This window comes from Pedobacter sp., from assembly GCF_965227205.1.
Lineage (GTDB): Bacteria > Bacteroidota > Bacteroidia > Sphingobacteriales > Sphingobacteriaceae > Pedobacter.
In genome coordinates this window covers 1826620-1852822 of the sequence record NZ_OZ245727.1, presented here as the reverse complement: position 1 = coordinate 1852822, position 26203 = coordinate 1826620, and the positions used below count along the sequence as shown (strand labels likewise).

General features: G+C 32.0%; 17 protein-coding genes. 8 read left to right on the top strand and 9 right to left on the bottom strand.

Annotation, left to right across the window (positions count from 1 at the left end):
• From ACO05K_RS07965 to ACO05K_RS07950, 4 genes are read left to right on the top strand one after another with little or no spacing between them, the layout of a single operon-like run.
• Complete coding sequence (locus tag ACO05K_RS07965; RefSeq protein ID WP_421943914.1) at positions 1–408, top strand: VOC family protein; 408 nt, start codon at positions 1–3, stop codon at positions 406–408.
• Positions 408–1862 (top strand): MBOAT family O-acyltransferase, encoded by a 1455-nt coding sequence (locus ACO05K_RS07960; protein WP_421943913.1) that lies wholly within the window; start codon positions 408–410, stop codon positions 1860–1862. The genes ACO05K_RS07965 and ACO05K_RS07960 overlap by 1 nt, the downstream gene beginning before the upstream one ends.
• 5 nt (positions 1863–1867) lie before the next feature.
• Positions 1868–2773 carry a hypothetical protein gene (locus ACO05K_RS07955; protein ID WP_421943912.1) on the top strand — a complete coding sequence of 302 codons (906 nt, stop codon included), beginning with the start codon at positions 1868–1870 and terminating at the stop codon, positions 2771–2773.
• Complete coding sequence (locus ACO05K_RS07950) at positions 2773–4041, top strand: sialate O-acetylesterase (RefSeq protein ID WP_421943911.1); 1269 nt, start codon at positions 2773–2775, stop codon at positions 4039–4041. Before ACO05K_RS07955 ends, ACO05K_RS07950 begins: the two co-directional genes overlap by 1 nt.
• Before the next feature lie 24 nt (positions 4042–4065).
• Here ACO05K_RS07950 and ACO05K_RS07945 read toward each other — a convergent pair whose 3' ends face one another.
• From ACO05K_RS07945 to ACO05K_RS07930, 4 genes are read right to left on the bottom strand one after another with little or no spacing between them, the layout of a single operon-like run.
• Positions 4066–4881: a methyltransferase, TIGR04325 family gene (locus tag ACO05K_RS07945; RefSeq protein WP_421943910.1), complete on the bottom strand. Its 816-nt coding sequence runs from the start codon at positions 4879–4881 to the stop codon at positions 4066–4068.
• 15 nt (positions 4882–4896) lie between these two features.
• Positions 4897–5997 carry a DegT/DnrJ/EryC1/StrS family aminotransferase gene (locus ACO05K_RS07940; RefSeq protein ID WP_421943909.1) on the bottom strand — a complete coding sequence of 367 codons (1101 nt, stop codon included), beginning with the start codon at positions 5995–5997 and terminating at the stop codon, positions 4897–4899.
• A complete protein-coding gene (locus tag ACO05K_RS07935; protein ID WP_421943908.1) occupies positions 5984–6346 on the bottom strand; it encodes a sugar 3,4-ketoisomerase in 363 nt (120 codons plus the stop codon). Before ACO05K_RS07935 ends, ACO05K_RS07940 begins: the two co-directional genes overlap by 14 nt.
• The gene (locus ACO05K_RS07930; RefSeq protein WP_421943907.1) at positions 6334–7206 is read right to left on the bottom strand and encodes a beta-1,6-N-acetylglucosaminyltransferase; all 873 of its coding nucleotides are present in this window, start codon (positions 7204–7206) and stop codon (positions 6334–6336) included. The genes ACO05K_RS07935 and ACO05K_RS07930 overlap by 13 nt, the downstream gene beginning before the upstream one ends.
• Positions 7207–7466: 260 nt before the next feature.
• Between ACO05K_RS07930 and ACO05K_RS07925 the strand changes: the two genes are divergently transcribed.
• From ACO05K_RS07925 to ACO05K_RS07915, 3 genes are read left to right on the top strand one after another with little or no spacing between them, the layout of a single operon-like run.
• Positions 7467–8381 carry a glycosyltransferase family 2 protein gene (locus tag ACO05K_RS07925; protein ID WP_421943906.1) on the top strand — a complete coding sequence of 305 codons (915 nt, stop codon included), beginning with the start codon at positions 7467–7469 and terminating at the stop codon, positions 8379–8381.
• A gap of 8 nt (positions 8382–8389) precedes the next feature.
• Entirely contained in the window at positions 8390–9556 is a 1167-nt protein-coding gene (locus tag ACO05K_RS07920; RefSeq protein ID WP_421943905.1) for a glycosyltransferase family 2 protein, read from the top strand.
• 22 nt (positions 9557–9578) lie between these two features.
• Positions 9579–10301: a TylF/MycF/NovP-related O-methyltransferase gene (locus tag ACO05K_RS07915; protein ID WP_421943904.1), complete on the top strand. Its 723-nt coding sequence runs from the start codon at positions 9579–9581 to the stop codon at positions 10299–10301.
• On the opposite strand, the gene ACO05K_RS07910 is transcribed toward ACO05K_RS07915, so the two are convergent.
• The 5 genes from ACO05K_RS07910 to ACO05K_RS07890 form a co-directional block, all read right to left on the bottom strand.
• Complete coding sequence (locus ACO05K_RS07910; protein WP_421943903.1) at positions 10298–10993, bottom strand: 4'-phosphopantetheinyl transferase family protein; 696 nt, start codon at positions 10991–10993, stop codon at positions 10298–10300. The genes ACO05K_RS07915 and ACO05K_RS07910 overlap by 4 nt on opposite strands.
• Positions 10994–10998: 5 nt before the next feature.
• Entirely contained in the window at positions 10999–15000 is a 4002-nt protein-coding gene (locus ACO05K_RS07905; RefSeq protein WP_421943902.1) for an amino acid adenylation domain-containing protein, read from the bottom strand.
• Between the two features lie 12 nt (positions 15001–15012).
• On the bottom strand, positions 15013–21657 hold the full coding sequence (locus ACO05K_RS07900; protein ID WP_421943901.1) for an amino acid adenylation domain-containing protein: 6645 nt from the start codon (positions 21655–21657) through the stop codon (positions 15013–15015).
• Between the two features lie 424 nt (positions 21658–22081).
• The gene (locus ACO05K_RS07895; protein WP_421943900.1) at positions 22082–22918 is read right to left on the bottom strand and encodes an MBL fold metallo-hydrolase; all 837 of its coding nucleotides are present in this window, start codon (positions 22916–22918) and stop codon (positions 22082–22084) included.
• Between the two features lie 68 nt (positions 22919–22986).
• Positions 22987–24000, bottom strand: a complete 1014-nt coding sequence (locus ACO05K_RS07890) for a LacI family DNA-binding transcriptional regulator (RefSeq protein WP_421943899.1) — start codon at positions 23998–24000, stop codon at positions 22987–22989.
• Between the two features lie 324 nt (positions 24001–24324).
• Here ACO05K_RS07890 and ACO05K_RS07885 point away from each other — a divergent pair, with 324 nt between their 5' ends.
• Complete coding sequence (locus ACO05K_RS07885; protein WP_421943898.1) at positions 24325–26154, top strand: glycoside hydrolase family 2 protein; 1830 nt, start codon at positions 24325–24327, stop codon at positions 26152–26154.
• Positions 26155–26203 lie beyond the last annotated feature (49 nt).

Here is a 26203-nt window from a genome sequence, read left to right as displayed (position 1 = left end):
GTGTTAAAAAATAGTAAATTTCATCATATTGGTTATGTAACCGATGATATAACTACAACAAAAGAAGTATATCTAATAGGAGGCTATGATGCTTCTGAAACTATTATCGACCATACACAAAGGGTAAAAATTTGTTTTTTAACAAAAGATTATTTTCCAACAATAGAACTGGTAGAACCAGTTGATGAAAGTTCTTCGGTGAATAAGATTCTAAAAAAAAGTGGAGTAAGTCCTTACCATGTATGCTACGAAGTTGATAATATCGACAAAGCATTTGATGAATTGACAGAAATAGGATTTATACCACTCTTTCGCCCAGTTGAAGCTTTAGCGCTTAACAATAGACTAATTTGTTATTTTTATAAAAAGGAAGTTGGATTTATAGAATTAGTTGAAAAAAAATTATAATGGTTGTAAATTCAATAAATTTCTTAATATTTTTTGTTGTTGTTTTTACCGTTTATTACTTTTTATTAAGTAGTAAAAACAAATTACAAAATGGATGGCTACTCGTTACAAGTTATTTCTTCTACGGATTTGCTGAGTGGAAAATGATACCATTGCTATTTATTTCAACAATAGTATTTTATTTTTTCGGCTTAGCTATAGGCAAGAATAACGAGAAGAATAAAAAGTTAGCATCTATTTTAACAACATCAGGCGTTCTATTGGGAATTTGCTTACTGTTGTATTTCAAATACTTAAATTTCTTTATAACCTCATTTAGCGATTTTTTTAATTTAATAGGATTAAAAACTAATCTACATACATTTAATATTTTATTACCAATAGGAATTAGCTTTTTTACTTTTAAACTAATTAGTTATTTAATTGAAATTAATAGAGGACATATTGAACCTACTAAGGATTTTGTAGAATTTGCTACATACATTTCCTTTTTTCCAACAATTTTATCGGGCCCGATAGATAGGCCAAAACCTTTTCTTGCCCAATTACAGAAGAAAAGAATTTTAGATTATGAATTAGCATCTGAAGGCTTGAAGCGCATATTTTGGGGTATGTTTATGAAAATGTGTGTTGCTGATAGATTGGCAATTTACGTTGATGCTATCTTTGATAATGCTGCTCATCATAATGGTACATCTCTTACTTTTGCATCATTATTATATCCTATTCAAATGTATGCCGATTTTGCTGGCTACTCTCATATGGCAATTGGTGTAGCCTGTATATTGGGAATAAAGGTTACTGAAAATTTTAAACGTCCATTTTTTTCACAAAATATTGCAGAATATTGGCGAAAATGGCATATATCTTTAACAGGTTGGTTAACGGATTACGTCTTCATGCCACTAAATATCCGTTTTAGAAATATAGAAAGATGGGGATCTATTTTTGCTATAATATTAACATTTGTGTTAATTGGTTTATGGCATGGTGCAGCTTGGACATTTGCGTTATTTGGCTTATATCATGGATTGCTCTACATCCCATTAATGCTTTCTGGAGCATTCTTTAAAAAAAGTAAAATCAAAAAAAATAATTTTGGCTTACCAGTATTTGCCAGCGTGTATAAAATGTTAGGAACATATTTACTTGTTGCTTTCGGCCTTATACTTTTTAGAACAACAAGCTTAGATAGTACTGGATTGATTATAGGTAAAATTGCTACAGATTGGGGAAATCTATTCTTTGATTTTAACACTTTATCCAACGGATTTATTTGCCTTCTTATATTATTTTTTAAAGATTTTAAGGATGAATTCTTCCCTGAAAAAACTCTTTTTCAAAAAGGTATACTGCATAAATATTATTACGAAATATCAGTATCATTTTATATTATATTAATTTTATTTTTTGGTATTCTAGATGGAAATCAATTCATTTATTTTAAATTTTAAGCACGATGAAAAAATTTGCTTTACGTGTTTTAATTATTCTTGGAATAACCTTTTTACTTGATAGGGGAATATCTTACGGAGTTAAATATTTTTACAAGACTACCACTACAACTAATGAGTATAAGATTAATCAGGTAATTGATGTAATGACAGAACCCGTTATTTTTATGGGAAGTTCGAGAGCACATCATCACTATATTCCAGCCATAATCCAAGATACTTTAAAAACAGGAGTGTATAATGCTGGTTTATGGGGTATGCGTAATATTTATTTTCAGTATGGTTTTTTAAGTGCTATTTTAGAACGATATACTCCAAAAACAATTGTCTTAGAACTGCATCCAACCGATTATTTAAAAACACCTTTCTCAACTCCAGAGGCAGCCGGACCACTAATTACTTACCTTAATTATAGTAAAGGAAGCGATGAGGTTTTAAAACTTGCTGGTTTATACTACAAAGGACAGGTTTCACATCTTTATCGTTATAATGGAGAATTTGCAAATTTATTAGCAGGTAATTTCAGCCAAAGATCATTAGCTTCAGATAAGGGATTTAAAGCAATTAATGGGAAACTTAATACTACTTTAGAAATTAAGCCAGAGAGATTTCCTTTTTCAATTGATAAGGAAAAAGTACAGTATTTGCAATCATTTATAAATTTATGTAGGGAACATAATATTAAACTCATTTTTATTTTTTCTCCAATGTATGCTACTGAAAAAACTACCTTATTTAATTTGCCAAATGCTATTGCGAAAAAGAATAATCTAATATTCATAAATCATTACAATATGCCGGGAATAACAGGGCATTCCGAATATTTTTATGATTTTGGCCATCTTAATGAAGTCGGTGCACAAAAATATTCATCAATAATAGCATCTGAACTAAAAAAATATATGAAATAATGAAAAACTTACATACACTAACATTAATAATACTAATTACTTTAGTTACCGCATGTAGTAGAAAAAGTAAAGAAGTTAAAAAGGTATTAGTAATACCTGTGTATGGACAAAGTTTAGCCCTAGGCGAGGAAGCCATTAGGATAACTGATTTTGATAGCCTTGTGCTGAGAACAAACCACAGAGTACTGACCGAAAATTTAGATGAAAATTTTGGTTATTTATCTGATACACACTTGAAGCAATGGATGAAGAAAATGCTTAATGATAGGAAAAGAGCTTTTGAATTATCTATTTATGGCATGTCTGAAGTTGTTTCTGATTATCTAATTAAGAAAGGTTTAGGTGACAGTATATTAATTTCTACGTTTCCTGGTGGGCAGGGAGCAACCGGCATTAAAGACTTAAGTAAAGGAACTAAAGCGTACAATAAGTTTTTAGACGAAATTAGAGGTGCTTACGAAAGCGCTCAAGATAAAGGTTACACGTTAGAGGTTCCGGCATTTTGCTGGATGCAAGGTGAGGATGATATTGTATGGAAAAAATCAAATAACTACAAGAAAGATTTAAAAACGTTTCAAACGGATTTGAGTACTGATGTTAAGGCCATCACTCATCAAAAAAAAGACATAGTTTGCATTTCTTATCAAACAAATTGTTTAACATTAGCAAAAGATTTTAATGAAAATAATTTTATCTCTCGCGAGACTGCTGTTCCACAGGCTCAACTAGAATTAGTGAGAGATGATTCTCTTTTTAGTGCAAGTGGACCAACCTATCTATATTCTTTTGCTGGTGAAAGGGTTCATATTGATGGAGTTTCGCAAAAACGTTTGGGATATTTGGCTGGTCTTTCTGTGATTAGATTATTAGAATCAAAATCTAGTAAAGGATTAACTCCATCAAATATAGCTGTGCAGCAAAATTCTGTTCAAATACGTTTTAATATACCATCTTCACCTATTGTTTTAGATACCGTATCGATTTTGAAATCTAGTAATTATGGCTTTAGTGTTATAGATTCAAGTAATAAGAATATTTTAGAAAAAGTAATTCTTAAGAACGATGAAGTAACTTTGATATGTTCAAAGTCTCCTAAAGGAAGTAAAATACGTTATGCAGTTAATGGTACTAAAGATAAAAGTGGATATAAATATGGTCCGAGGGGAAATCTTCGTGATTCTCAAGGAAATAAATTAACTGCAAAAATCAAAAATAAAAACTATCCATTACATAATTGGTGCTATCAATTTGATATTCTCGCCAAATAGTTTAAATAATTTTTTCTAATTTATTTATTGAGTTTGATTTTTAGCAATCCAAAGTGAACCCTCATATCTGAAAGGTTTGAAGTTTATGTAATATTTGTTGTGTTCTGATATGAAATTAAATTCCTTTTGATAATTTAAACTCAATTGATTTTCAAACTTCGTTTTGTTAAAGAAAGTACAAGGATATGACGCCTCAATTCCATAAAAAACAGGAGGTACATGCTGAATTGTTATTCTATCTTTTTCTCCATCACTAAAACCAATTAAATCGATCATTAAATAGGGGATATTGAATGATTGAATATGCTGAAGTAAATCATAAGGGTTTTTAATGTATTGCAAGGCACTTGATATTAATAGAAAATCGGGATTAGGATTTACTCGCAAGCATTCTTCTATGGTATAATAAAATTTTACATGCTCATTCTCAAAAGATTTTTTTCCCTCGGTAACATAATTATCTTGCTCAATAATACACCAATTTAACTCAGTTAAATGAGATAAATATTTTATATTTTGATAATATGATGTACCCAAAGAACCACCAAAATCTATTAATGTAAGCTTATTATTATTTCTTGAGGCAACTAAAAGCAGAGCAGATAATAAATTTTGATTTAAATTTATTTCATCGTAAATAATTCCATCTCTCTCATATTTCGCCTCATTGTTGATAACGCTTTTTGTAGTTTGAGCGATTCTGTTTAAAATATGATTTTCATCATATCCTGTACATTGTTTTTGAGCATCTTCAAATGATTTAAAATCTCCTTTCCATCCATATTTAAAACTAAACCAACGCAAGGTGTTAAATATTGGAGGAGCTAATTCTTTAATCAAATAATGCATAGGCATTTAACAATTAAATTTATTTAAAGTTTCTACAACATAGTAAATATCTTCTTCTGTATGGGCAAATGAACACGGCAAGCTTAATGTTGTTGTATGAATTTCTTCTGAAATTGGATATGATAAATTATTCAAGCTTAACAAAGCTTTTTGCTTATGAGGTGCAACAGGGTAATGAATCTCAGTATCTATATTGTTTTCAGCAAGAAAACTCTTTATTTCGTCTCTTTTCTTATGTCTTATATTATATATGTGATAAACATTATCAAATTCAGTATTAACTTTAGGTTTAATAAATTCACTAGATAAATTATCATCATAAATTTTTGCAAGTTTTCTCTTGTGGTTATTTATATCATTTAAATATGGGAGCTTTACTCTTAAGAAAGAGGCCTGGACTTCATCTAACCTAGAATTATAGCCAATTATTCCATTGTGATACTTTTTTTCGGAGCCATAGTTTCTTAATTGTCTAAGCTTAATATAATCTGTTTCAGATTTACAAATTATTGCACCAGCATCGCCCAGCGCACCCAGATTTTTTGTTGGGTAAAAGCTGAAGCAGCCAAACTCGCCAAAGGTACCAGCCAATTGATTTTTATATTTTGCACCATGAGCCTGAGCACAATCTTCAATAATTTTTAGATTATGTTTATCAGCAATTGACTTTATCGGCAACATATCGCAACATTGGCCATACAAATGAACTACCATAACAGCAACTGTTTTGCTGGTAATTGCTTCATTTATCTTATCAGGATCAATATTGTACGTATCAAGCTTAGGTTCAACAAAAACTGGAACCAAATCACATTGTAAAATAGATAAAATACTGGCAATGTATGTGTTAGAAGGGACTATTACTTCATCACCTTTTTTAAAATTACAGCATTTTAGCGCTAAAATTAGGGCATCGAGTCCATTGGCAACACCAACTACAAATTTTTCGTTGTGATATTCGGCAAATTCCTTTTCAAATTCTGCTACTTCATTGCCTAAAATGTACCAACCACTATTTAAGAAGTTTTCAAACTTATTTTTAAAGTCGTTTTCGAATGACTTATTAAGAAGTTTCAGGTTTTCATATGGTATCCTAGTACGGCTCATAAATATAATCTTTAGGATCGAAAGCTGTAGAAGCCAAAACTAATAGAATTGCATCCGAAGAAAAATCATGCATTACATGCCAGTCCTTCGGTTCTAAAATTAAACATTTCTCAGGAGAATCTAAGTCGAAAATTTCTTCTTTTTCTCCATCATTATTAGAAATTTTGCAAGAACCTTGTATGCAAATGGCTGCCTGGTAAGTATTGTGGTGTCTGTGACCGCCACGATCTGAATCATCTACTGCATATATATAAAATAGTCTTTTGATTTCAAAATCAACTACTTTGTCTAAAACAGTTAGAATTCCACGGCTGTCTTTAAATGTTTTAAGGTTAATTATGTGACCCATGTAAAAATTGTGAGAAGTGTTAATAGTTTTGTGTCAATTAAATCTAATAATTTGCTGCTAACATCTTTGTTAACCTTTCTTGTAAAAAGCATATTAGATTGCTTTATTTTTTCAAAATCGGACTCATCCAAAACTTTAGGATTTGCTCCACCCAAAGACCAATCAATATACCGATAGTTATTATTTACAACTTTTTGTTTATGAATTGAATTAAGTAGTATTGTTTGAAATACAAATTCATCGCTTGCCCAACATAGAGAGAAAAAGTTAATTAGTTTCTTATCTTGTTCAACTTTGTTAACTACATACATTGCAATTTCAGGACTCAACATCCAAAACATCGATTTACCGTAAGGATGCAAATTATATGGCATTTTTCTTTTCGGCATTATATAGTTTACAATATTTTCTATTGTGTTTTTTCCCTTAAAAGAGTAATTAGAAAGGAAATATTTCTCCATTCTTATAAGTCCTTCTTTCCAGTCGTTTTTAATATCACGATAGCTTAAAAACTGTTTGCCAATATTTTCTGAGAAGAATAATGCCATTTCACTGGCAGGTTTTAAGGGATAATCTTGTCCACTAAGAAAATTGATAAAATCATATTTGATTCCAGTATTTACAATTTCTTTTATGCACTCGAATGTTGCTTTAACAGTGTTATACCCAGCCCATTTTACATCAACTCTGTTATTTATAAAATATACATTTGGTATGCTCTTTAAAAACAAATGAGGATTTATATCAAATTTTTGATCTACATGAATATAAAAATCAAAGTCTTTATGCTCCATGTTCTTAATCATTCTTTCAGTTTGCTTCGGATCAGTATATGTTAATATTAGATGAGCTATGCGCATAGTGTAGTTTCAGGTATGATATACAATTAAATTCAACATACTTCAAAGTAATTTGATAGTAAGAATTCTATATGAAATATAACACACCAAATGTATAAATTTATATTATGTAATGGGATTAAAAAATGGTCACATTGGAATTAATATTGTATAATTTCAGATACTTTTAGCAATATTTTGTTGTAATATTAGAAACAGATTAGAAAACATAATGTTTTTAATTTATGATATCCTTTTTCTAATCTTTACATTTACAATTAATGAAATCGGTCTCTATTATCACAGTAAATTTTAATCAACATCAGGTTAACATAGGTTTTTTAAATTCTATAAAAGCTAATCCTTCTACTAATTATAAAATTGAAGTGATTTTTGTTGATAATGGCAGCTTGCAGCAACATGAACAAGAGTATAGAATTATATTTCCCGAATTAATTTACATTCGTTCTGATAAAAACCTTGGCTTTGCAGGAGGAAATAATCTAGGCATTAATTATGCTACAGGAGATTATCTTTTGTTATTAAATAATGATACTGAGATAACTCCAGATTTTATAGATAAAATGGTTGATGAATTAGAACAAAATCCTGAAATTGGATTATTGTCTCCCTTAATTTTATATTTCAGTCAACCTAACACAATTCAATATGCCGGTTTTACAGAAATGAATTACTTGACTTGCAGAAATAAAGGTATTGGAAGTATGGAAATTAATACTGGACAATTTGACAAGGATAGTAGAGAAACTGGATTTTGCCACGGAGCAGCAATGATGTGCCGTAGAAGTGATTTACAAAATGCAGGTTTAATGGCCGATGAATTTTTTCTTTATTATGAAGAGTTAGATTGGTGTGAAAAGTTCAAAAAATCGGGAAAGAAAATTTGGTTTACCGGAAAAGCTAAAATTTATCATAAAGAATCGATAAGTGTTGGTAAAGAAAGTGCTGTAAAAACTTATTTCATGACTCGAAATAGGTTACTATTCATCAGACGAAATACAAGTGCATTAAATACTTTTTTGTTCAGCATTTATTATATTTTTATAGCTTCTAGCAAGCAAATAATAACTTATTCTTTAAAGGGAAGAAATGACCTAATTAAATGGGTTATAAAAGGCTTGTTGTGGAATTTTACTAATAAAATTAATAGTAAAAATCTCGGCATTAAAATTTAAAACTCCCTATGATTATAGCTTTCTGGATTTCTCTCTTTATTGTGGTTTACACGTTTGTTGGCTATGGTTTACTTCTTTTCATATTAGTCAGAATAAAAAGGCTTTTCATTAAAGAAAAAACATTTGCTGACCAAATTGAATTTCCAACAGTTACAATATTGGTTGCCGCTTACAATGAAGAAGGTATAATTGAAGATAAGATAAAAAATACGCTTGAACTCGACTACCCAAAAGAAAAACTACAAATCATATTCATTACCGATGGTTCTTCAGATTCTACACCTGAAAAAATAATGCCATTTTCTGAGATATTTTTAATGCATGAAGATATAAGAACCGGAAAAATGGCTGCTATTAAAAGAGCAATTCCTAAAGTAGAAAATGAAATTATTGTTTTTACGGATGCAAATACATTTCTAAATCAGCAAGCTATAAAAGAATTAGTAAAGCACTATCAAAATGAAAAAGTAGGAGCCGTCGCTGGCGAAAAGAGAATTATGGTTGAGGAATTGGCTGATGCTAGTTCGGCAGGGGAGGGCTTTTATTGGAAATACGAATCTTATCTAAAAAAATGGGATTACGAATTATACTCAAATGTTGGCGCAGCAGGAGAACTGTTCAGTATCCGAACAGATTTGTATCAACCGGTAGAATCTGATTCGATTATTGATGACCACATGATCGCGATGAGAATTGCAGAAAAGGGTTACATAATTGCTTATGAGGCCAATGCCTATGCAATGGAAACTGCATCTGCAAATACGAAAGAAGAGTTGAAACGTAAAATTAGAATCGCAGCTGGCGGACTTCAATCAACTTTAAGATTAACGAAAGCAGCAAATCCATTCTATTATCCTGTATTAACATTTCAATATATTTCTCACCGTGTATTACGTTGGACAATAACTCCATTTCTATTGATAACTGCATTTATATTAAATGTATTAATTGTTGCTGAAACAGATTTAGCATTTTATAAAATTATGTTGTCTGCTCAAATTTTGTTTTATATACTCAGCTTAGCCGGTTGGTTTTTCGAAAGCAAAAACATTAAAATAAAAGTATTCTTTATACCGTATTATTTTTGTGTCATGAATTATGCTGTTATTGCAGGTATTTTTCGATATATAGGGAAAAATCAAAGCGCAGCATGGGAGAAATCTAAAAGGAAATAGTGTATATTAAATAAAAAATATAATGGATAATTATTTTATATCTAAACCACCTTACGGTAGAAATTATAAAAAAAATGGGCTGATTAATTTTGTTAATAAATGTAGCCGTTATTTTAAATTCGGTTATTCAGTAGTTGTTTCCGATTCTCAAAAAGATATGAATACTATTGAGCAGCGAATAAATTACTATCATTTACTAGATGCTATCTTAGTTCACAACGTTGAAGGAGAGATAATTGAGTTAGGTTGTTTTACAGGGCAATGTGCAATGTTATTTCAAAATGTTCTTCAACAACGGTATTCAAAAAAACAACTTTACTTATTTGATAGTTTTGAAATCAAGTTTTCTGAAACAGGGAGTATTGAAGAAAAGTTAATTGAAAATTTTAAGAAGAATAAGTTAAAGTTACCAATATTGGTTAAGGGATTTTTTCAAGATACCCTTTCAGAAAAACTTCCTTCTAAAATTGCATTCGCTCATATAGATTGTGGTTTTGGCGGAAATCCTGAAGAACATAAAACAATATTATTATTTTGCCTTAACGAAGTTTATAAAAAGATGAGCAATAATGCTATTTGTGTTTTAATGGATTATTTCGATGAAAATATAAATGGCGAAAGAAATAATCACAATCCAGGTGTTAAATTAGCCTGCGATGAATTCTTTATTGATAAATCAGAAGAAATTGTTTCATTATATGGGAATCAATATTCTCATGCTTATTTCAGGAAAATAGCGAATTAAACCCACCAAAAATCAATTGTTTTGTTGTCAATAACTGATACACTCAAGTGATAATTTTCTAAGCTGAAATTATATAGCTTGTAATTATTACCATGTCTTTCAACATAATTTGGTAAAGTATTAATAAGATTTAAATTATCTGTTAAACCTTCGCCAGTCGCTTTTAATAAGGATTCTTTTCTACACCACAGTGAATAAAATCTTCTTCTGGAAAGCTCTTTCTTACTATTTATATATTCAATTTCACTTTCAGAAAATGTATTGTAAAGTACATTTTCAAAATCAAAATCATCATTTATCTTTTCAATATCTATCCCTACCTCAGAAGTGCTTATTGCTAATACACATAGAGAACCACTATGTGAAATGTTATGATGTAATCCTTGAACTTCCGGCTTTTTGTTATTGTTGAAATTGAAAATAACAGACTTAGGTTCTATCTCAAGGTAATGGGCAAGCATTTCTCTGGTTCTATATTTACCAACTATATAAAGATTCTTATCACTTAATTTAAGAAATCTATTGGCTTTTAAAATCTCATCTGTAGATAAATAATTATTATACAAACTATTTATTACATGAAAATTTTCCTCAACTTTAAATATGAAAATATTTGTATTATTTCTATTTACTTCACTAAAACTTTTAAATTTTTTTAACTCTAATTTATTGTCTAAATTATCGTATTCCATATTCCTTAATTGTAAGAATCAATTACTTTTTGAAGCTTTTGCGCTAACTCAACATCATTAGGAGGGAATAAGAATGTTTTATGGTCGCCAGGAATATCATGTATATTTACACTTTTGAAACTATATCGTTTCCACCCTAAATATATCGGGTCATCTAGAAAATATATTCTCTTTTTAACTCTGAATAACTCAATTGGAATATTTATCGGTTCCATTTTGTAATTATTGTAGGCAATATCGTAGGCTCTAATCATTTCAGGATTATAAGTAAAAATTTCATCTGCAGAAATCTCTGATTCATTCTTATTCGAAATTTTAGCTTTAGCTATTGTTGCCTGATATTTTAAAGTTTCTGCAGGAGCAGTTAGGATTCTACCTGCCATAAAGGGTATTTTCTTGAACTGTCTAACTAATTTAGATACAACTTTCTGCACCCCTTCTTCAGGCATTGGGATATATGTATCAAAAATACCCAGCATTTTAACTTCTCTGCCCATCGAAAGCAGTTGCTTCACCATTTCAAAGGCAATTTTACCGCCTAAAGAATAACCCGCTAGCTGATACGGACCATCTGGGTTTTGTGTTAATAATTCCTCTAAATATTTTTTGGCAATTTCTTCAATTGTATAGAACAGCTGAGTATCTCCACTTAAGCCTAATGCCTGGAAAGCATAAACTGGTTGTTCTGCATCTAAAAATTGCGACATAGATTTGAATACGAGAACATTCATTCCACCTCCATGCACTAAATAAACTGGTGTTTTATTTCCTCTAGATTTTATGGTTACTAGTGCCTTCCATTCATTTTCTTTAAGTTCTCCTGAAATTAATAGTGCAATTTTTTCAATTGTTGGCCTTTCGAATAGTGTTGATAGCGGAAGCCTTTTACCTGTCCGCTTCTCTATCTCAATCATTACTTTTATGGCAATCATGGAGTGTCCTCCAATTTCAAAAAAATCATCCCTAACCGAAACTTTATTTATACCCAAACTTTCTTCCCAGATTTTGGTAATAATGGTTTCGTTTTCGTTTCTTGGAGCTATATAAACATTCTCTTCTACAATATTTAGGATATCTCTTTTAGGTAATGCTCTTTTATCAATTTTTCCGTTAGATGTGAGTGGAATTTCCTCTATTTTGATAAACACCCTCGGAATCATATATTCTGGAAGCCTATCTCTTAAGAAACCTATTATGGCATCTTTATTTAACTCTTTTTCTAAAACCAGGTAAGAAATTAATTGAGTTTCTCCACCAACCGTTTCTTCAGTTAAAACTGCCGATTGTTTAACATCAGGATATTTCTGTAACACGTTTTGAATTTCTCCTAGTTCAATTCTGTTACCTCTAATTTTTACCTGGTCATCAATTCTTCCAAGATATTCTATATTACCATCTGGTAACCATTTTACTAAATCGCCTGTTTTATAAACAACTTCATCAATATCATTTCGAAGGTTTTTTATGAATGATTTATCTGTAATTTCTTCATTATTTAAATATCCTAATGCTACACCTTTTCCTCCGATATAAAGCTCTCCGGGAATACCAATAGGGCATAACTTAGCATGTTTATTTAGCACATAAACTGAAGTATTGGAAAATGGTTTGCCTATTGGAATGGTTGTGCTGTAATCGTGATTTTTATCTACAATGTGCAATAACTTGCCAATTGTGGTTTCAGTTGGGCCGTAATGATTTACAACCACACAACTGGTTCCGCTATCGTTAATCTTTTTTATGTAAGTACCTGGCAAAGATTCACCCCCAAACATTAGCAGCTTTTTAGGATAAAGTTCTGCTAGGTTGTAGGTAAGGTGTTTCCAGTGAGAAGGAACAATTTTTAAAAAATCTATCTGTTCAGTTTTAAAATAATCGTGTATGTACGAAACACTGTTAAATCTGTCTTTACTAAAAAGATGCAATTCGGCTCCGTTAATTAAAGAACTAAATAAAGTAGTGTTTCCTAAATCGGTTGATATTGAAGAACCTAGGGCAAAACTTCTGCACTCATTAATTGTTGGAAGTTTATCAATTAATCCATACAGGTAATCAACAATATTTCCATGAGGAATCATTACACCTTTAGGTGTGCCGGTAGAACCAGAAGTATAAATAATGTAAATAAGATCGTTTTGATTTACCTTAACATTTGGATTGGTTTTCGAAGAATTCCAAATCGCATTTGAAGATTCATCAATTGCTAAAACATCGACAGAGAAGCCATCATTAAGCTTTTTTGAGGTTACTAAATCTGTTAAAATCAAGTTACTTTCAGAACTATCTGTTAATTGCTTAATTCTGAAAGAAGGTGCATCAGGATCGATAGGCACGTAAGCTGCACCAGCCTTTAAAACTCCTAAAATTGCAACAATCATTTCTAACGAAGGATTTATACAAATAGGAACAAGGTTATTGTTTTTTACGTTTCTGCTTCCAAGGTAATTAGCAATTTGATTTGATTTTTCGTCTAATTGCTTGTATGTTAAATGTTTTCCTTCAAATATTATTGCCCTTTTACTGCCATTTGTAACAACTTGTTCGGCAAATAAATCAATTATTGTTTTATCTTTTGGATACTCACTATAATTAGGCGTAATTTTAGGGAAAGCATTTTTTTCTGGAAATGAATTGCTAATTAACAATTCCGGATTTGAGGTAATGTTGATAAGCAAAGCTTCAAAATCCTCCATCATCCTATCTATAGTTTCAGTTTTAAAGAGCTGAGTATTGTATGCCCATTCTAAAATTACCGCATCTTTTGAACCATTAACATTTAATGATATTTCGAAAGTTTGACACACTCTTGGATTAGATGTGATTTTATGAGTTAAGCCTTCAAACTTAACATTATCGTCCATTCCTTTATCAACGTTAAAAACAACGGGGACTAGTGGAATTGTAGATTGATTTCTCTTTACATTAATCTTTTTTAAAAGTTCACTAAAAGTAAGTCTTTGATTATCATAAACCTCATATATTTCATTTCTCCTAACTTTTAGATATTCGATAAATGCCTGTTCAGGTATAATTTTACTTCTTAGTGGTAACAGGTTTACGCAGTGTCCTACAACTCTGAATTGTTCGCTAGCTAGCTGACCGGCAGCTGGTAAGCCTAAGACAATATCTTCTTGACCTGTTTGATGGTATAAGAAAACCTCGAAAGCAGCTATAAGGGTAGAAACTACGCTACAATTAGCTTTTGCAGCCAATCCTTTAATGCTGTTATACAAAGATTCATTTAAAAGATAATCGTTGCGCTTTCCTTCGTAAGTTCTTATTGATGGTCTGCTAAAATCAATAGGTAAATTGAGAACAGGAACATCGTTTTTATATTGGTTTAACCAAAATTCTTGAGTTTTCTTATATTCTTCTGTTTTTTCAAAGGATACTAGCTCAGTTGCGTATGTACTAATTTGTTCAGTTGCATCTATTTTAGCAGCATTTCCTAAAATCAGGTTGTTATATAATGAGCTTAAATCTTCCAAAAAGATTCCAATAGACCAGCCATCTCCTATAATGTGATGAATGATTAAGGTAATATATGTTGTATGTTCATCGATTTTATGTACATATATTTTGAACAAATTATCATTATACAAATCGAAAGGAATGCTAATTTCATGATGAATAAAACTTTTCAGTTTTTCTTCAACTTCTTCAGGTTTGAAGATTGAAAAATCATGATAAAAAATATTAGCATTAACATTTTTATAGACTATTAAACGCTCTCCATTTTTAGAAACATTTGATCTTAATGCCTCATGTGTTTCTGTTAAATGTATTATAGCTTTCTTGAAAATACTTAAATCAAATTTTCCAGATAGTTTCAGAGAAACAGATTCATTGTACGCAAGGTTTGCTGAGTCTCCTCCAATTACGCATGATAGCCATAATTCTTTTTGCGATTCGTTAAGGACGATTATCTTTTCGATATCCTTATCTTTCTCAAAAGGATTATAGTTTACTTCAGTAAAGTTCTTGTCTAATTCCAAAGTATTAATCATAAATATAAAATTCTATCCAACTTGTAAGTACTTACCCACTTCTTCACTGCTTTCTATAAACCAAGCCGGATTTCCAGCATCATCTAATCCGAGTTTCGCACCCTTAACAGGAGGATTTGTGTTGTCAAAAACAACAGCATCTTTATTGAAGTTAGGATTTACCTGATTCAAAGGAGGGAAAAATCCTCCTTCAATCATTTCATCCATGCTAACTTTGAAAGATGCAATTATTTTATCTAAATCCTCATAGGTCATTGCTTCTGTTATAAAACAAGGAAATCCATCTAAAATATGAATGCCTTTTTCTCTCATTAATGTGAACATTAGTTCGCTGTAAGGAAGTTCTTCATGATATTTTACCTTCCACAGAGAGCCATAATTAGCAACATAAATTGGAAGCTGACGTTTCTCAAATTCCTTATTTAATTCTGCAGCAATATAGTTGCCTCTTTCGTTTAGCTCTTCTTGTAATTTTGGCCCTTTACTTTTTAGGTAAAGGAGAGAGGCTTTAGCAGATGCCAAAGCTAAAGGATGTCTTACAAAAGTTCCGGCAAAATAAGTTACACCTACTTCAGGATAAGAGCTGTCTCCATATTGCCAAGTACCACCATCTAAAGCATCCATAAATTGTTTTTTACCTGCAATAACACCAATTGGAATTCCAGCTCCAACAACTTTTCCATATGATGCTAAATCTGCACGAACATTAAATAATGCCTGTGCACCACCCGGATGCATTCTGAATCCTGTAATTACTTCATCAAAAACTAGTGCAGCACCAGAGTCCTCAGTAATCTTACGTACTTCTTTAACAAAATCTAAAGGAACATACTCTGGTCTTCTGCTTTGTATTGGCTCTATAATAACTGCTGCTATTTCGTCAGCTCTTTCTTTAATAATTGCTAAAGCTTCGTCGGTTCCATAATCTAAGACTAAAATATTCTGAACTGCTTCAGGCATAATTCCGGCAGCTGCAGGAAATGATTTTAGCTTTTTTGTGCCTCTCACTAAAACTTCATCTACAATACCATGATATGAACCAGAGAAAGCAACAATTAATGATCTACCAGTTACAGTTCTAGCTATTCTAATACAACCAAGAACAGCTTCTGAACCCGTACTACATAATGCAGACCTATCAAAACCTGTAAATTCACATATAAGTTTGCTCACCTCGCTTGCAAGCTCGTGTTGTGGACCAACTTCATAGCCTCTTTCAATCTGCTCATGCATAGCCGTTTTCAAAAACTCAGGTTGATAACCTAGCATGTTTGAGCCAAAACCATTTAAAGCATCAATATATTCGTTTCCATCCAAATCCCACATTTTGCTACCGCTGGATTTGTTAATAACGATAGGGTATATTAAATCTTTAGTAGCAGGCTTAAATCCAGAAACAACTCTAGGATCAGCCATAAAAGGACGGCTATCATCAGCATAGTTTTTACTTTTAATAGTTTTAGCATTATAACGCTCTGCTAAATTTTTAATAAAAGTTTCTTGCTTAGGGTTCAAGTCAGTTGATTGTCTTTCGATTTTTGGTGTTGCCCCAAAAGGTTTTTGAATTTCTGCCTTTTCTTCGTTACTTAAATCGCTATCTGCAGTTTTGGGTTTAACCGATTCTTGAACTGGTTTTTGTACTGATGCCTGTTGTGTATTGACGGTATTAGTTTGATGAGTTGGGAAAGCCGGCGCTATTCCCTGCATTAATAATACCTGTTTTGATAAAATTTCGAGTTGTTGGGCTATTAAACTAAGTGCACTATCTCCGATAGGCGAAGCGCTTGTTATACTGGAATTATGATTAACGTAAATTGGCTGTGACGAATACGATGCTTGTACTTCTACAGCCGGAGTTGAATTTATTGGCGTTGTATTTTCAGCAAACACATCTTGCGGGATGTTATTATCAATATAATCGACTAAAGCATTTATAGAAGAGTATTCCTCGTTGAGTTTTCTAAATGTGATTGGAAGACCAAACTCTTTCTTCAAAGAAATTGCAACTTGAGTTAATAGTAAGGAATCAAGACCAATTTCAACAAAATTTTGATCTTGTTCTACATTTTCCATCTCAATACCTGAGGCATCTTCAAGTACTTGTTTAACCTTTGCAGCTAGGTTATTTTTTCTCATAATTTGAACGTTTGCTGTTGAGTGCTGATTAATTTCTAGATTACTATCCAATTTTAAATTTAATGATTCTTTATTTATATCAAGCCAATATTTTTTTCTATCAAATTGATAAGTAGGGAGCTTTGTAAAAGCTCTTGATTTTTCTTTGTATAATAATGCAAGTTTAGGCTCTAAACCAAACTTCCAAAGAGAACCTAATGTATTTAAGAAACTCTTGTATTCCTCATTATTAGTGAAACTATTAAGCGCTTTAGTTTTTATTGCACTTTGAATAGATATTTGCTTTATTAATGTCGAATTAACGTTACCTGGTCCAATCTCTAAAAAAGTTGAGGGCTCAGAGTTTAGTATGGTTTCAATTGCTTTAGAGAATTGTATCGTGTTTCTTAAATGATTGGTCCAATAATTTGGATCTAGCGCATCCTCATCACATAATTTTTGACCCGTAACACTTGAAATAATAGTGATTTTTGGTCGTGATAATTTAGTTTCTAATACAACCTTTTTAAAATCTTCAAGAACCGGATCCATCATTGCAGAATGAAAGGCATGACTAGTGAATAAAACTTTATTTGCAATTTCCTGCTCATCAAGTTTTTTACTTAGTTTTTCAATTTGTTCGGTTGGACCTGCAACTACAATTAACTTTTTACTGTTTACTGCAGCAATAGATAAATCTTCTGTTAAAAATTTTTCTACACTTTCAACAGTTTCTCTAACAGAAAGCATACTGCCTTTTGGCAGATTACTAATTAATGTGCCACGGGTAGAAATCAGTTTAAGGCCATCTTCTAGAGAGAATATACCAGAAAGGTGTGCAGCTACGTATTCGCCTATACTGTGTCCGCATAAAGCGTTAGGCTCAATGCCTAAACTTAACCATACTTTAGCCATAGCATATTCCGTAACAAATAAAGCGGGCTGAGTCCATCTTGTATCTCTTAGTTGCTCATTTGTTATATCAGAAACCGCATCAGGAAATATTATTTCTCTTATGTCTCTATCAATATAATTACGAAGTATTTCAGCACATTCATCAATTGCTGACTTATAAACCGGTAATTGTTTATAAAGTTCTAAACCCATGTTAAGGTATTGTGCGCCTTGTCCTGGGAATGTGAAAACAATATTTCCTGTTATTTCAGATAGTTGATAAACATCACTTTCAGGATATTCATTTAACAGTTTTATTGCCTCTTCGGTAGTTTTAGCAACAATATGCCTTCTATATTTAAAGTCTTCTCTTGAATTAATTAGAGTGTGTGAAATATCATCTAAATTTGATGTTTTATTAATTGAAAGATGTTCGGCCAAAGCAGAACTATATTCTTTTAAGCTTTTACTAGTTTCTGCTGATAAAGGAATAAGTGTGAATGGTTCAGCATCACTAAATTCAGCAACTGGATTTTCAAATTCTTCTAAAATAATGTGAACGTTAGTTCCACCTACACCGAATGAACTCACACCGGCAATTCTTTTTGATAGAATATCCCAGTCCTTCAATGTATCATTCACATAGAATGGACTATTAGCAAAATCTATTAATTTGTTAGGGCTATTAAAACCTATAGAAGCAGGAATTTTTTTATTATGGAGAGATAAGGTTGTTTTTATTATTCCGGCAACACCAGCTGCTTGAGTTAAGTGACCAAAGTTACTTTTTATACTGCCAATGGCACAAAACTGTTTATTCTCTTGAATGCCAAAAGCATCAACAAGGCCTTCAAATTCAATTGGGTCGCCAATTGGTGTACCTGTACCATGTGCTTCTACGTAAGAAATTTCGTCGGCACTTATTCCTGCGTCTAAAATGGCGGTTTCAATTGCATTTGCTTGTCCGTCTGCACTTGGTGCAGTAAAACTTCCTTTTCCAGCACCATCATTATTTACACCTACACCTTTTATAACAGCAAAAATTTTATCGCCATCGTTAATTGCATCGTCTAATCTTTTGAGCAGAACAGCAGCAACCCCATCGCTAAAAACGGTACCTGTCGCATCATTATCGAAAGGTTTACAATGGCCGTCAGCGCTTAAAATACTTCCTTCTTGATAAATATGGCCACTATTTACAGGAGCTGTTATACTAGCACCACCTGCAATTGCTACGCTACATTGACCTGTTCTTAAACTTGTTACAGCTTCTGCAATTGCTAGTAGGGAAGTAGAACACGCTGAATTTACACTTACAGCTGGGCCGTTTAAATTTAAATGATAGGCTGTTCTTGTGGCAATATAATCTTTCTCATTAACCGTTAAAACCTGCATTTTGCCTTGGTTTTCTATTAATTGAGGATTAGGAAGAACATTATTCTCATAATATGTATTACTTCCACAACCAGCGTATACGCCAATTTTTTCGGTGTATTTGCTAGGCAGATGACCTGTAGATTCTAGTAAAGCATAAGAAACTTCTAAAAAGATTCTTTGCTGAGGATCTGATAGTTCTGCAAGTTTAGGATTTATACCAAAAAAGGCTGCGTCAAACTTATCATAATCTTCGATTACACCTCTTGCTTTTACATAAGATGAATCATTTTTTATATTGTCTGGAATAGAAGAATCTAATTCTATATCAGTAAAAAAACTAGTTGTTTCTTTACCCTGAAGCAAAATGTCCCAAAGTTTGTCTATATTTTTTGCTCCAGGAAATTTCCCCTCCATACCTATAATTGCTATAGCTTTAGATGTATTATTAGTTTGTGAGGATTTTTTAACTAGTTTTGACTTTAAATTATTGTCTAAAAATTTCGCTATGCCAGATATTGTTGGTGTTTGATATAATTTAGTAACAGGTAAATTGTATCCAAGTTGATATCTTAACTCAGCAACGGTTTTTTGAGCTAATAGCGATGTACCGCCAATTTCAAAAAAGTTATCATCAATGCCAATTTTATTGTAGCCAAATATTTCTAATAAAACATTAGTTATTTCTTTCTCTATGGTTGTAGAGGGTTTTCTGTAAGTAGTTTTAACTTCAGGCCGATTATAGTCTGGCTGTGGTAAAGACTTTCTATCTACTTTACCACTTGTTGTTTTAGGAAATTCATCTAACCAGATAAATGATGTAGGGATCATATAATCAGGTAATTTTGAGGAGATTATATTTCTGAGCTTATGCCCATCATAAAGTAATTTATTACCTACAATATAAGCACAAAGTGTTTTTATCCCTGGTATATCTTCTCTTAAAATTACCACAGACTGGCTAATTTCATTCTGTTGAGTAATAACAACTTCAATTTCACCTAGTTCTACTCGGTTTCCCCTAATCTTAACCTGATTATCTTTTCTACTGCCAAATTCAATTTCTCCACTTTGCAGATAACGGGCAATATCTCCCGTTTTATACAAACGAATAATATTTCCATCAAGATTTTTCCATTCTATAAATTTATCTTTCGTTAAATCTGGCTGATTTAAATAACCATTTGCAAGAGATATTCCGCCAATGTGGATTTCTCCAAATTCGCCCTCATTTACAATTTGATATTCTGAATTTAAGATGAAAATTGAGGCATTAGCAACAGATTTTCCAATTGTGGGAATAGATGGCCATTCATCTGCATTGCCAGATAAAGTTAAAGTAGAAACCCAAATTGTAGTTTCAGTTGGACCATAAACATTAATTAAACATGAATTAGGAACAGAGTTAAAAAACTTTCTAATTGCTGGAGTAATCTTTAATAATTCACCACCAGTAATAACTTCCTGTAAGTTTAATGGAAAAGTATTTTCTTTAACAGCGGCCTCAACAAAATATTGTAATGTAACGTATGGAAAAAATGCTTTGTTAATCTGATTTTCTGAGATAAACTTTAAAAGTTTACTTCCATCTAGCCGATAATCATCTGTAACAAGATATAAAGTACCACCACTTGTTAAGGGTACAAAAATTTCTTGAAATGAAGCGTCAAAACTCAAGTGACAAAATTGAAGAGCTCTTGTTTTAGGCCCGCTTATAGTATGCGTATATTGCCAGTTTAAAAAGTTAACTAATCCAACATGGCCCAAACAAACACCTTTAGGTTTACCTGTTGAACCTGAGGTATAAAGTACGCAGGCATTAATACTTTGATTATTGACAAAATACTCAACACTAGGATATCGTTTATCTGATTCAATAACACTTAGTCCCAAGCTTTCAAATATTTCAACTTCTTTTGATAGGCTCAAACAAAATTTTACACCAGAATCTTCAATAATTTGTTTCAACCGATCCTCAGGATAAGTTGGATCTAAAGGCAAATAAGATTTTCCGGATTTTAATATCGCTAAAATTGATACAACCATTTCCAATGATCGAACTGTACTTACCGCGATTAGAGAATCTGTTTTTGCAATTTCAACCAGATATGCCGCAAGTTGGTCAGCCTGATTGTTTAATTCTCGATAAGTAATTGATTTAGAATCAAAGATAACAGCAGTCGAATTTTCATCTTTTTTTACTACAGATTCAAAAAGCCTATGAACTAAAAGTTCACTAGAATATTCATCATCATTGATTGTAGGTTCAGCCATGATTTGAGAGTTGTTGACTTAAATTCTTAGTATTTAAATTAAGCAATTATTCTCAATTTAAATAAAATATTTTAGGGTGATTTTATATAATTAATTTGCTTATTACAATTTAATCAATATTATTCATTCGATTTGCTTATAAATAATACATTCCAAATATAGCAAATTGATGTAAAACTATAGTAAATATATTACTAATTATTGCTGGATACGAGAAAGGGGCTTAAATCCATAAGCCCCAATAAACCAAACAAACTATTTATGAAGTGTATATATAACCAACAACAAAATAATTTGTTTTAAAAAAAGAGATTAAAATTAATTAATCTCTTTCTGCGTTAATTTAAATCGTCCCGTTGATTTATGTAACAACACAAACCTCATAAAATATAGACGATTAAACAATACTTAAAAACCAGTATTTTTAGAATAAATTCAGCTGTTCGGGCTGGTGTAGCATTGGGTTAAAACTATACTCAGCTTCTGAATTATGTTGATTTGCTGTAAAGTAAATTTCACTTTCCTGATGGCGTGAGGCAACAGTTACAAAAGTTTTGTCAGCCACTGCTTTAAAAAGTTTTTCTACCAATTCCGGGCAGTTATTATCTTTTGATAAATGACTAAGCAAAAGGTGACTCATGTAATCAGGCTTATGTTTAACAAATAACTCTAATGCTTCGGTATTTGAAAGATGACCTTTGCCACTTCTTATTCTTCTCTTTAAATAATATGGGTATTGGCCATTTTCGAGCATCTCAATATCGTAGTTAGCTTCTAAAAATGCAGCATGGCAACTTTTAAATTGTGTAATTAATCTATCGCAAACTGCACCAATATCTGTAAATACACCAACCCGGGTATCGTTATACTCTATTGTAAAACTAAATGGATCGGCGGCATCATGATGCTTTGAAAAAGCAACAATTTTTAAACTACCAATTCTAATGCTATCTAAGTGGCTGAAAGAAAAAATACTATTTGGGTCTAATGCAAGTTTGCTACTGATTAATGTATTAGTAGTAATGTAAACCGGCAAATTATGTTTCCTTGAAAATACGGAAAGACCTTTTATGTGATCGCTATGCTCATGCGAAATGAAAATTGCCTTAACTTTTTTAATGTCTAAGCCAGAACGATACATTCGCTTTTCAAGCTCTTTGCAAGAAATGCCAACATCGATTAAAACGGCCTCATTTTCATTACCAATGTAATAACAATTGCCATTGCTGCCAGAATTTAATGAAGAAAAGTATAATGCCATTATTGTGCAAGGTACGGCTATTTAAAATTCCCGACAAAGAATTTTATCAACGCGTTAAAATCAAAATGCTAGTGTACTACAAGCTTGCAAGCAACCATTATTTTTTGATAATTTTCTGCGTCGATTTCGTTGTTGATAAGCTTTAACAACAGATTAATAGCGTTTTCTCCAACAGATTCCGGGTTTTCCTCAACAGAAGCAATAGGTGGTAAATCCAGATAATTAATGAAAGAACTGTTACCAAAACCTATGCATTCAATTTCATTTACATTTGGGTGATTTATACTTCTTAAGTATTTAATTGCATCGAAAAGAATTGGTTCTTTAAAAGCAACTAAGGCAGTTGGTGTATTTTCATAATCTCCAAATAGCTTTTGAATAGCCGAAATGGTATTTTCTTTATCAAAATCTGTGTACGCTACGAAATCTGCATTAAAAGCTACATTATTATCTTTCAAAGCATTAATGTATCCATTAAAACGATCGTGGGTAAAGTTGTTCATCTTCGGTCCGCCGAGGTAGGCAATTTTTTTATGACCACGATCAATAAGGTATTTTGTTGCCTGATAACAACCTTGAAATGTATCGCCTAAAACTTTATGGCAATTTAAATTAAAGCTAGGGTTTCTGGTGTAGTAAACAACCGGGGTACCGATGCCTTCAAATTGGTCGAAATGCGAAAAATCTTGTGTGTTCTTTGAGATAGCCACAATTAATCCATCAACTCTGCTTTTTAAGAGCATGTTTGCTAGCTGTATTTCCTTTTCTAAATCATCGTGTGATTGACCAATAATAACATTGTAGCCATTCGCCATGGCAAATTGCTCAACACCGTAAATGCTCCTGGTAAAAAAATGATCGAGTAAATTCGGAAGGATAATGCCAATGATTCTGGATTTGCGCTCTTTTAAATTTATTGCAGATTTGTTTGGTGTAAAATGAAGTTCCTTTGCCATTTCCTGAACACGTTTTTTTGTATATTCATTAATGGTTGGATAGTTATTTAAAGCTTTCGATACCGTAGAAACTGACATTTTTAGCTTTTCGGCTAAAAACTTTAATGTAATAGGGGTGTTGTTCATCTTCATCTCAGGTCTGCAATGCATAGTTAAGAAAAAAAATGTAAATAATTTCAAACGTTTGAAATACAATTACATTAAGCATTGAAGGTTTTTAAATCATGAATTCAAAATTTATAAGTCGTGGTTATCTACATTCGCCTACATAAATGTTAGCTAACCAAACCCTGTAAATCCTACCCAATGAGAATAAATCAATATATTTGAAATAATGTTATCCTTATTATGTTAAATATTAAGCATTAATTTTATTGCTGACCGAATTTATTGTTTTATCCCTTGGATTATCATTATTTGGAGATGATGGTTCGTAAAATTTAAATGATTATGCCAAATTTTAAAGTTAGAGTTTTTATAATCTGCTTTTCGCTCCTTTATTCTATTGCTCATGCTCAGGTAAGCTCTATTCAAAACATTCAGGCTCGCAAAATTCAAAGCTTAAATGGTAAGTGGAATTATATTGTAGATCCTTATGAAAATGGATTTTACGATTACCGACATCAACCATTTGATCAATCTAAAACCGGTACCGGAGGTTTCTTTGATGATAAAGAACAAAAAGATAAATCAGAGCTTATAGAATATAATTTTGATGGTTCTCCACAAATGAATGTTCCGAGCGATTGGAATTCGCAATCAGAGAAACTCGAGCTTTATGAAGGTACAGTTTGGCTTCGTAAGAAATTTAATGCTCAACCGGAAAAAGGTAAGCGTTATTTAGTTTATTTCGCTGCTGTTAATTATGAAGCACATGTGTACCTCAATGGTAAAAAACTAGGTGTACATAAAGGTGGTTTTACACCCTTTCAGTTTGATGTTACGGGTAAATTAAAAGCTGGTAGTAATTCTTTAGTAGTTAAGGCCGATAATACACGAAAACCAGATGAGATCCCGACTGTAAATACAGATTGGTGGAACTATGGAGGCATTACTCGCGATGTTTATGTAGCAGAATTACCTGAACATTTTATCAGCGATTATAAAATTCAGCTCGAAAAAGGCAGTAAAAATCTTATCAATATTAATTTAAAGCTTAATGATTCATTTTCTGGTCAGGATGTTTCAGTATCTATACCAGAACTTAACCTCGAACGGAAATATAAAACCGATAATGAAGGCAAAATAAGCGAACAGTTTATCTGGAATAACTTGAGTCTTTGGTCGCCTGAAAACCCTAAATTATATACGGTTAATATAAAATCTGCCAATGAATCTATCGAAGATAAAATCGGTTTCAGAAACATTGAGGTTATGGGCGATAGCATTATGCTCAATGGAAAATCTGTTTTTCTAAGGGGAATCTCTATTCACGATGAGAATCCGCTCGTGGCAGGTCGCTTACGTAGTGAGGGAGATATGCGAATGATGCTTCAGTGGGCGAAAGATATGAATTGTAACTACGTTCGTTTAGCGCATTACCCTCACAACGAAGAAATGGTTCGTTTAGCAGATGAAATGGGACTTTTAGTATGGGCAGAAGTTCCGGTTTATTGGACTATTAGCTGGGAAAACCCGGTTACTTATGCAAATGCGAAGCAACATCTAACCGATTTAATTCTGCGTGATAAAAATAGAGCAAGTGTTATTGTTTGGTCGATTGGCAATGAAACGCCACTAAGTGATGCCCGTTTAAGTTTTATGAGCAACCTTGCTGAAACTGCCAGAAGTTTAGATGATACAAGACTTATTGCTGCGGCCTTAGAAGTACATAGAGAAGGCAATACGATGATTTTAAATGATCCGTTAGGAGAAAAAATTGACTTGGTAAGTTTTAATGAATATGCTGGTTGGTATTTTGGTGGTACGCCGAGCGAAATCACGAAATATGATTTCAATATAAAATATAAAAAACCGGTGGTGGTTACGGAATTTGGTGGTGATGCTTTAGCTGGTTTCCATGCTGATGAGAATACTAGATGGAGCGAAGAATATCAGGAAGCCTTGTACAAAAACCAAATTACGATGTTAAGCAAAATTGCTGCTTTACGTGGAATGACACCATGGATTTTAGCAGACTTCCGTTCGCCTCGTAGACAACATCCGGTTTACCAAAACTTCTGGAACAGAAAAGGATTAATTAGCGAAACGGGCAAACGCAAAAAAGCTTTTTATGTGCTGAAAAATTTCTATAATCAAATTCAAGCCAAATATAAATAATTTGTATTTAATGAAAGTTAAACTTAAGTTATTCGTTTCTATTGTTTGA

Coding starts and splice junctions, on each gene's coding strand:
- ACO05K_RS07960 (WP_421943913.1), top strand. CDS start 408: ATGGTTGTAAATTCAATAAATTTCTTAATATTTTTTGTTGTTGTTTTT.
- ACO05K_RS07955 (WP_421943912.1), top strand. CDS start 1,868: ATGAAAAAATTTGCTTTACGTGTTTTAATTATTCTTGGAATAACCTTT.
- ACO05K_RS07950 (WP_421943911.1), top strand. CDS start 2,773: ATGAAAAACTTACATACACTAACATTAATAATACTAATTACTTTAGTT.
- ACO05K_RS07940 (WP_421943909.1), bottom strand. CDS start 5,997: ATGAGCCGTACTAGGATACCATATGAAAACCTGAAACTTCTTAATAAG.
- ACO05K_RS07935 (WP_421943908.1), bottom strand. CDS start 6,346: ATGGGTCACATAATTAACCTTAAAACATTTAAAGACAGCCGTGGAATT.
- ACO05K_RS07930 (WP_421943907.1), bottom strand. CDS start 7,206: ATGCGCATAGCTCATCTAATATTAACATATACTGATCCGAAGCAAACT.
- ACO05K_RS07925 (WP_421943906.1), top strand. CDS start 7,467: ATGAAATCGGTCTCTATTATCACAGTAAATTTTAATCAACATCAGGTT.
- ACO05K_RS07920 (WP_421943905.1), top strand. CDS start 8,390: ATGATTATAGCTTTCTGGATTTCTCTCTTTATTGTGGTTTACACGTTT.
- ACO05K_RS07915 (WP_421943904.1), top strand. CDS start 9,579: ATGGATAATTATTTTATATCTAAACCACCTTACGGTAGAAATTATAAA.
- ACO05K_RS07910 (WP_421943903.1), bottom strand. CDS start 10,993: ATGGAATACGATAATTTAGACAATAAATTAGAGTTAAAAAAATTTAAA.
- ACO05K_RS07905 (WP_421943902.1), bottom strand. CDS start 15,000: ATGATTAATACTTTGGAATTAGACAAGAACTTTACTGAAGTAAACTAT.
- ACO05K_RS07900 (WP_421943901.1), bottom strand. CDS start 21,657: ATGGCTGAACCTACAATCAATGATGATGAATATTCTAGTGAACTTTTA.
- ACO05K_RS07895 (WP_421943900.1), bottom strand. CDS start 22,918: ATGGCATTATACTTTTCTTCATTAAATTCTGGCAGCAATGGCAATTGT.
- ACO05K_RS07890 (WP_421943899.1), bottom strand. CDS start 24,000: ATGAACAACACCCCTATTACATTAAAGTTTTTAGCCGAAAAGCTAAAA.
- ACO05K_RS07885 (WP_421943898.1), top strand. CDS start 24,325: ATGCCAAATTTTAAAGTTAGAGTTTTTATAATCTGCTTTTCGCTCCTT.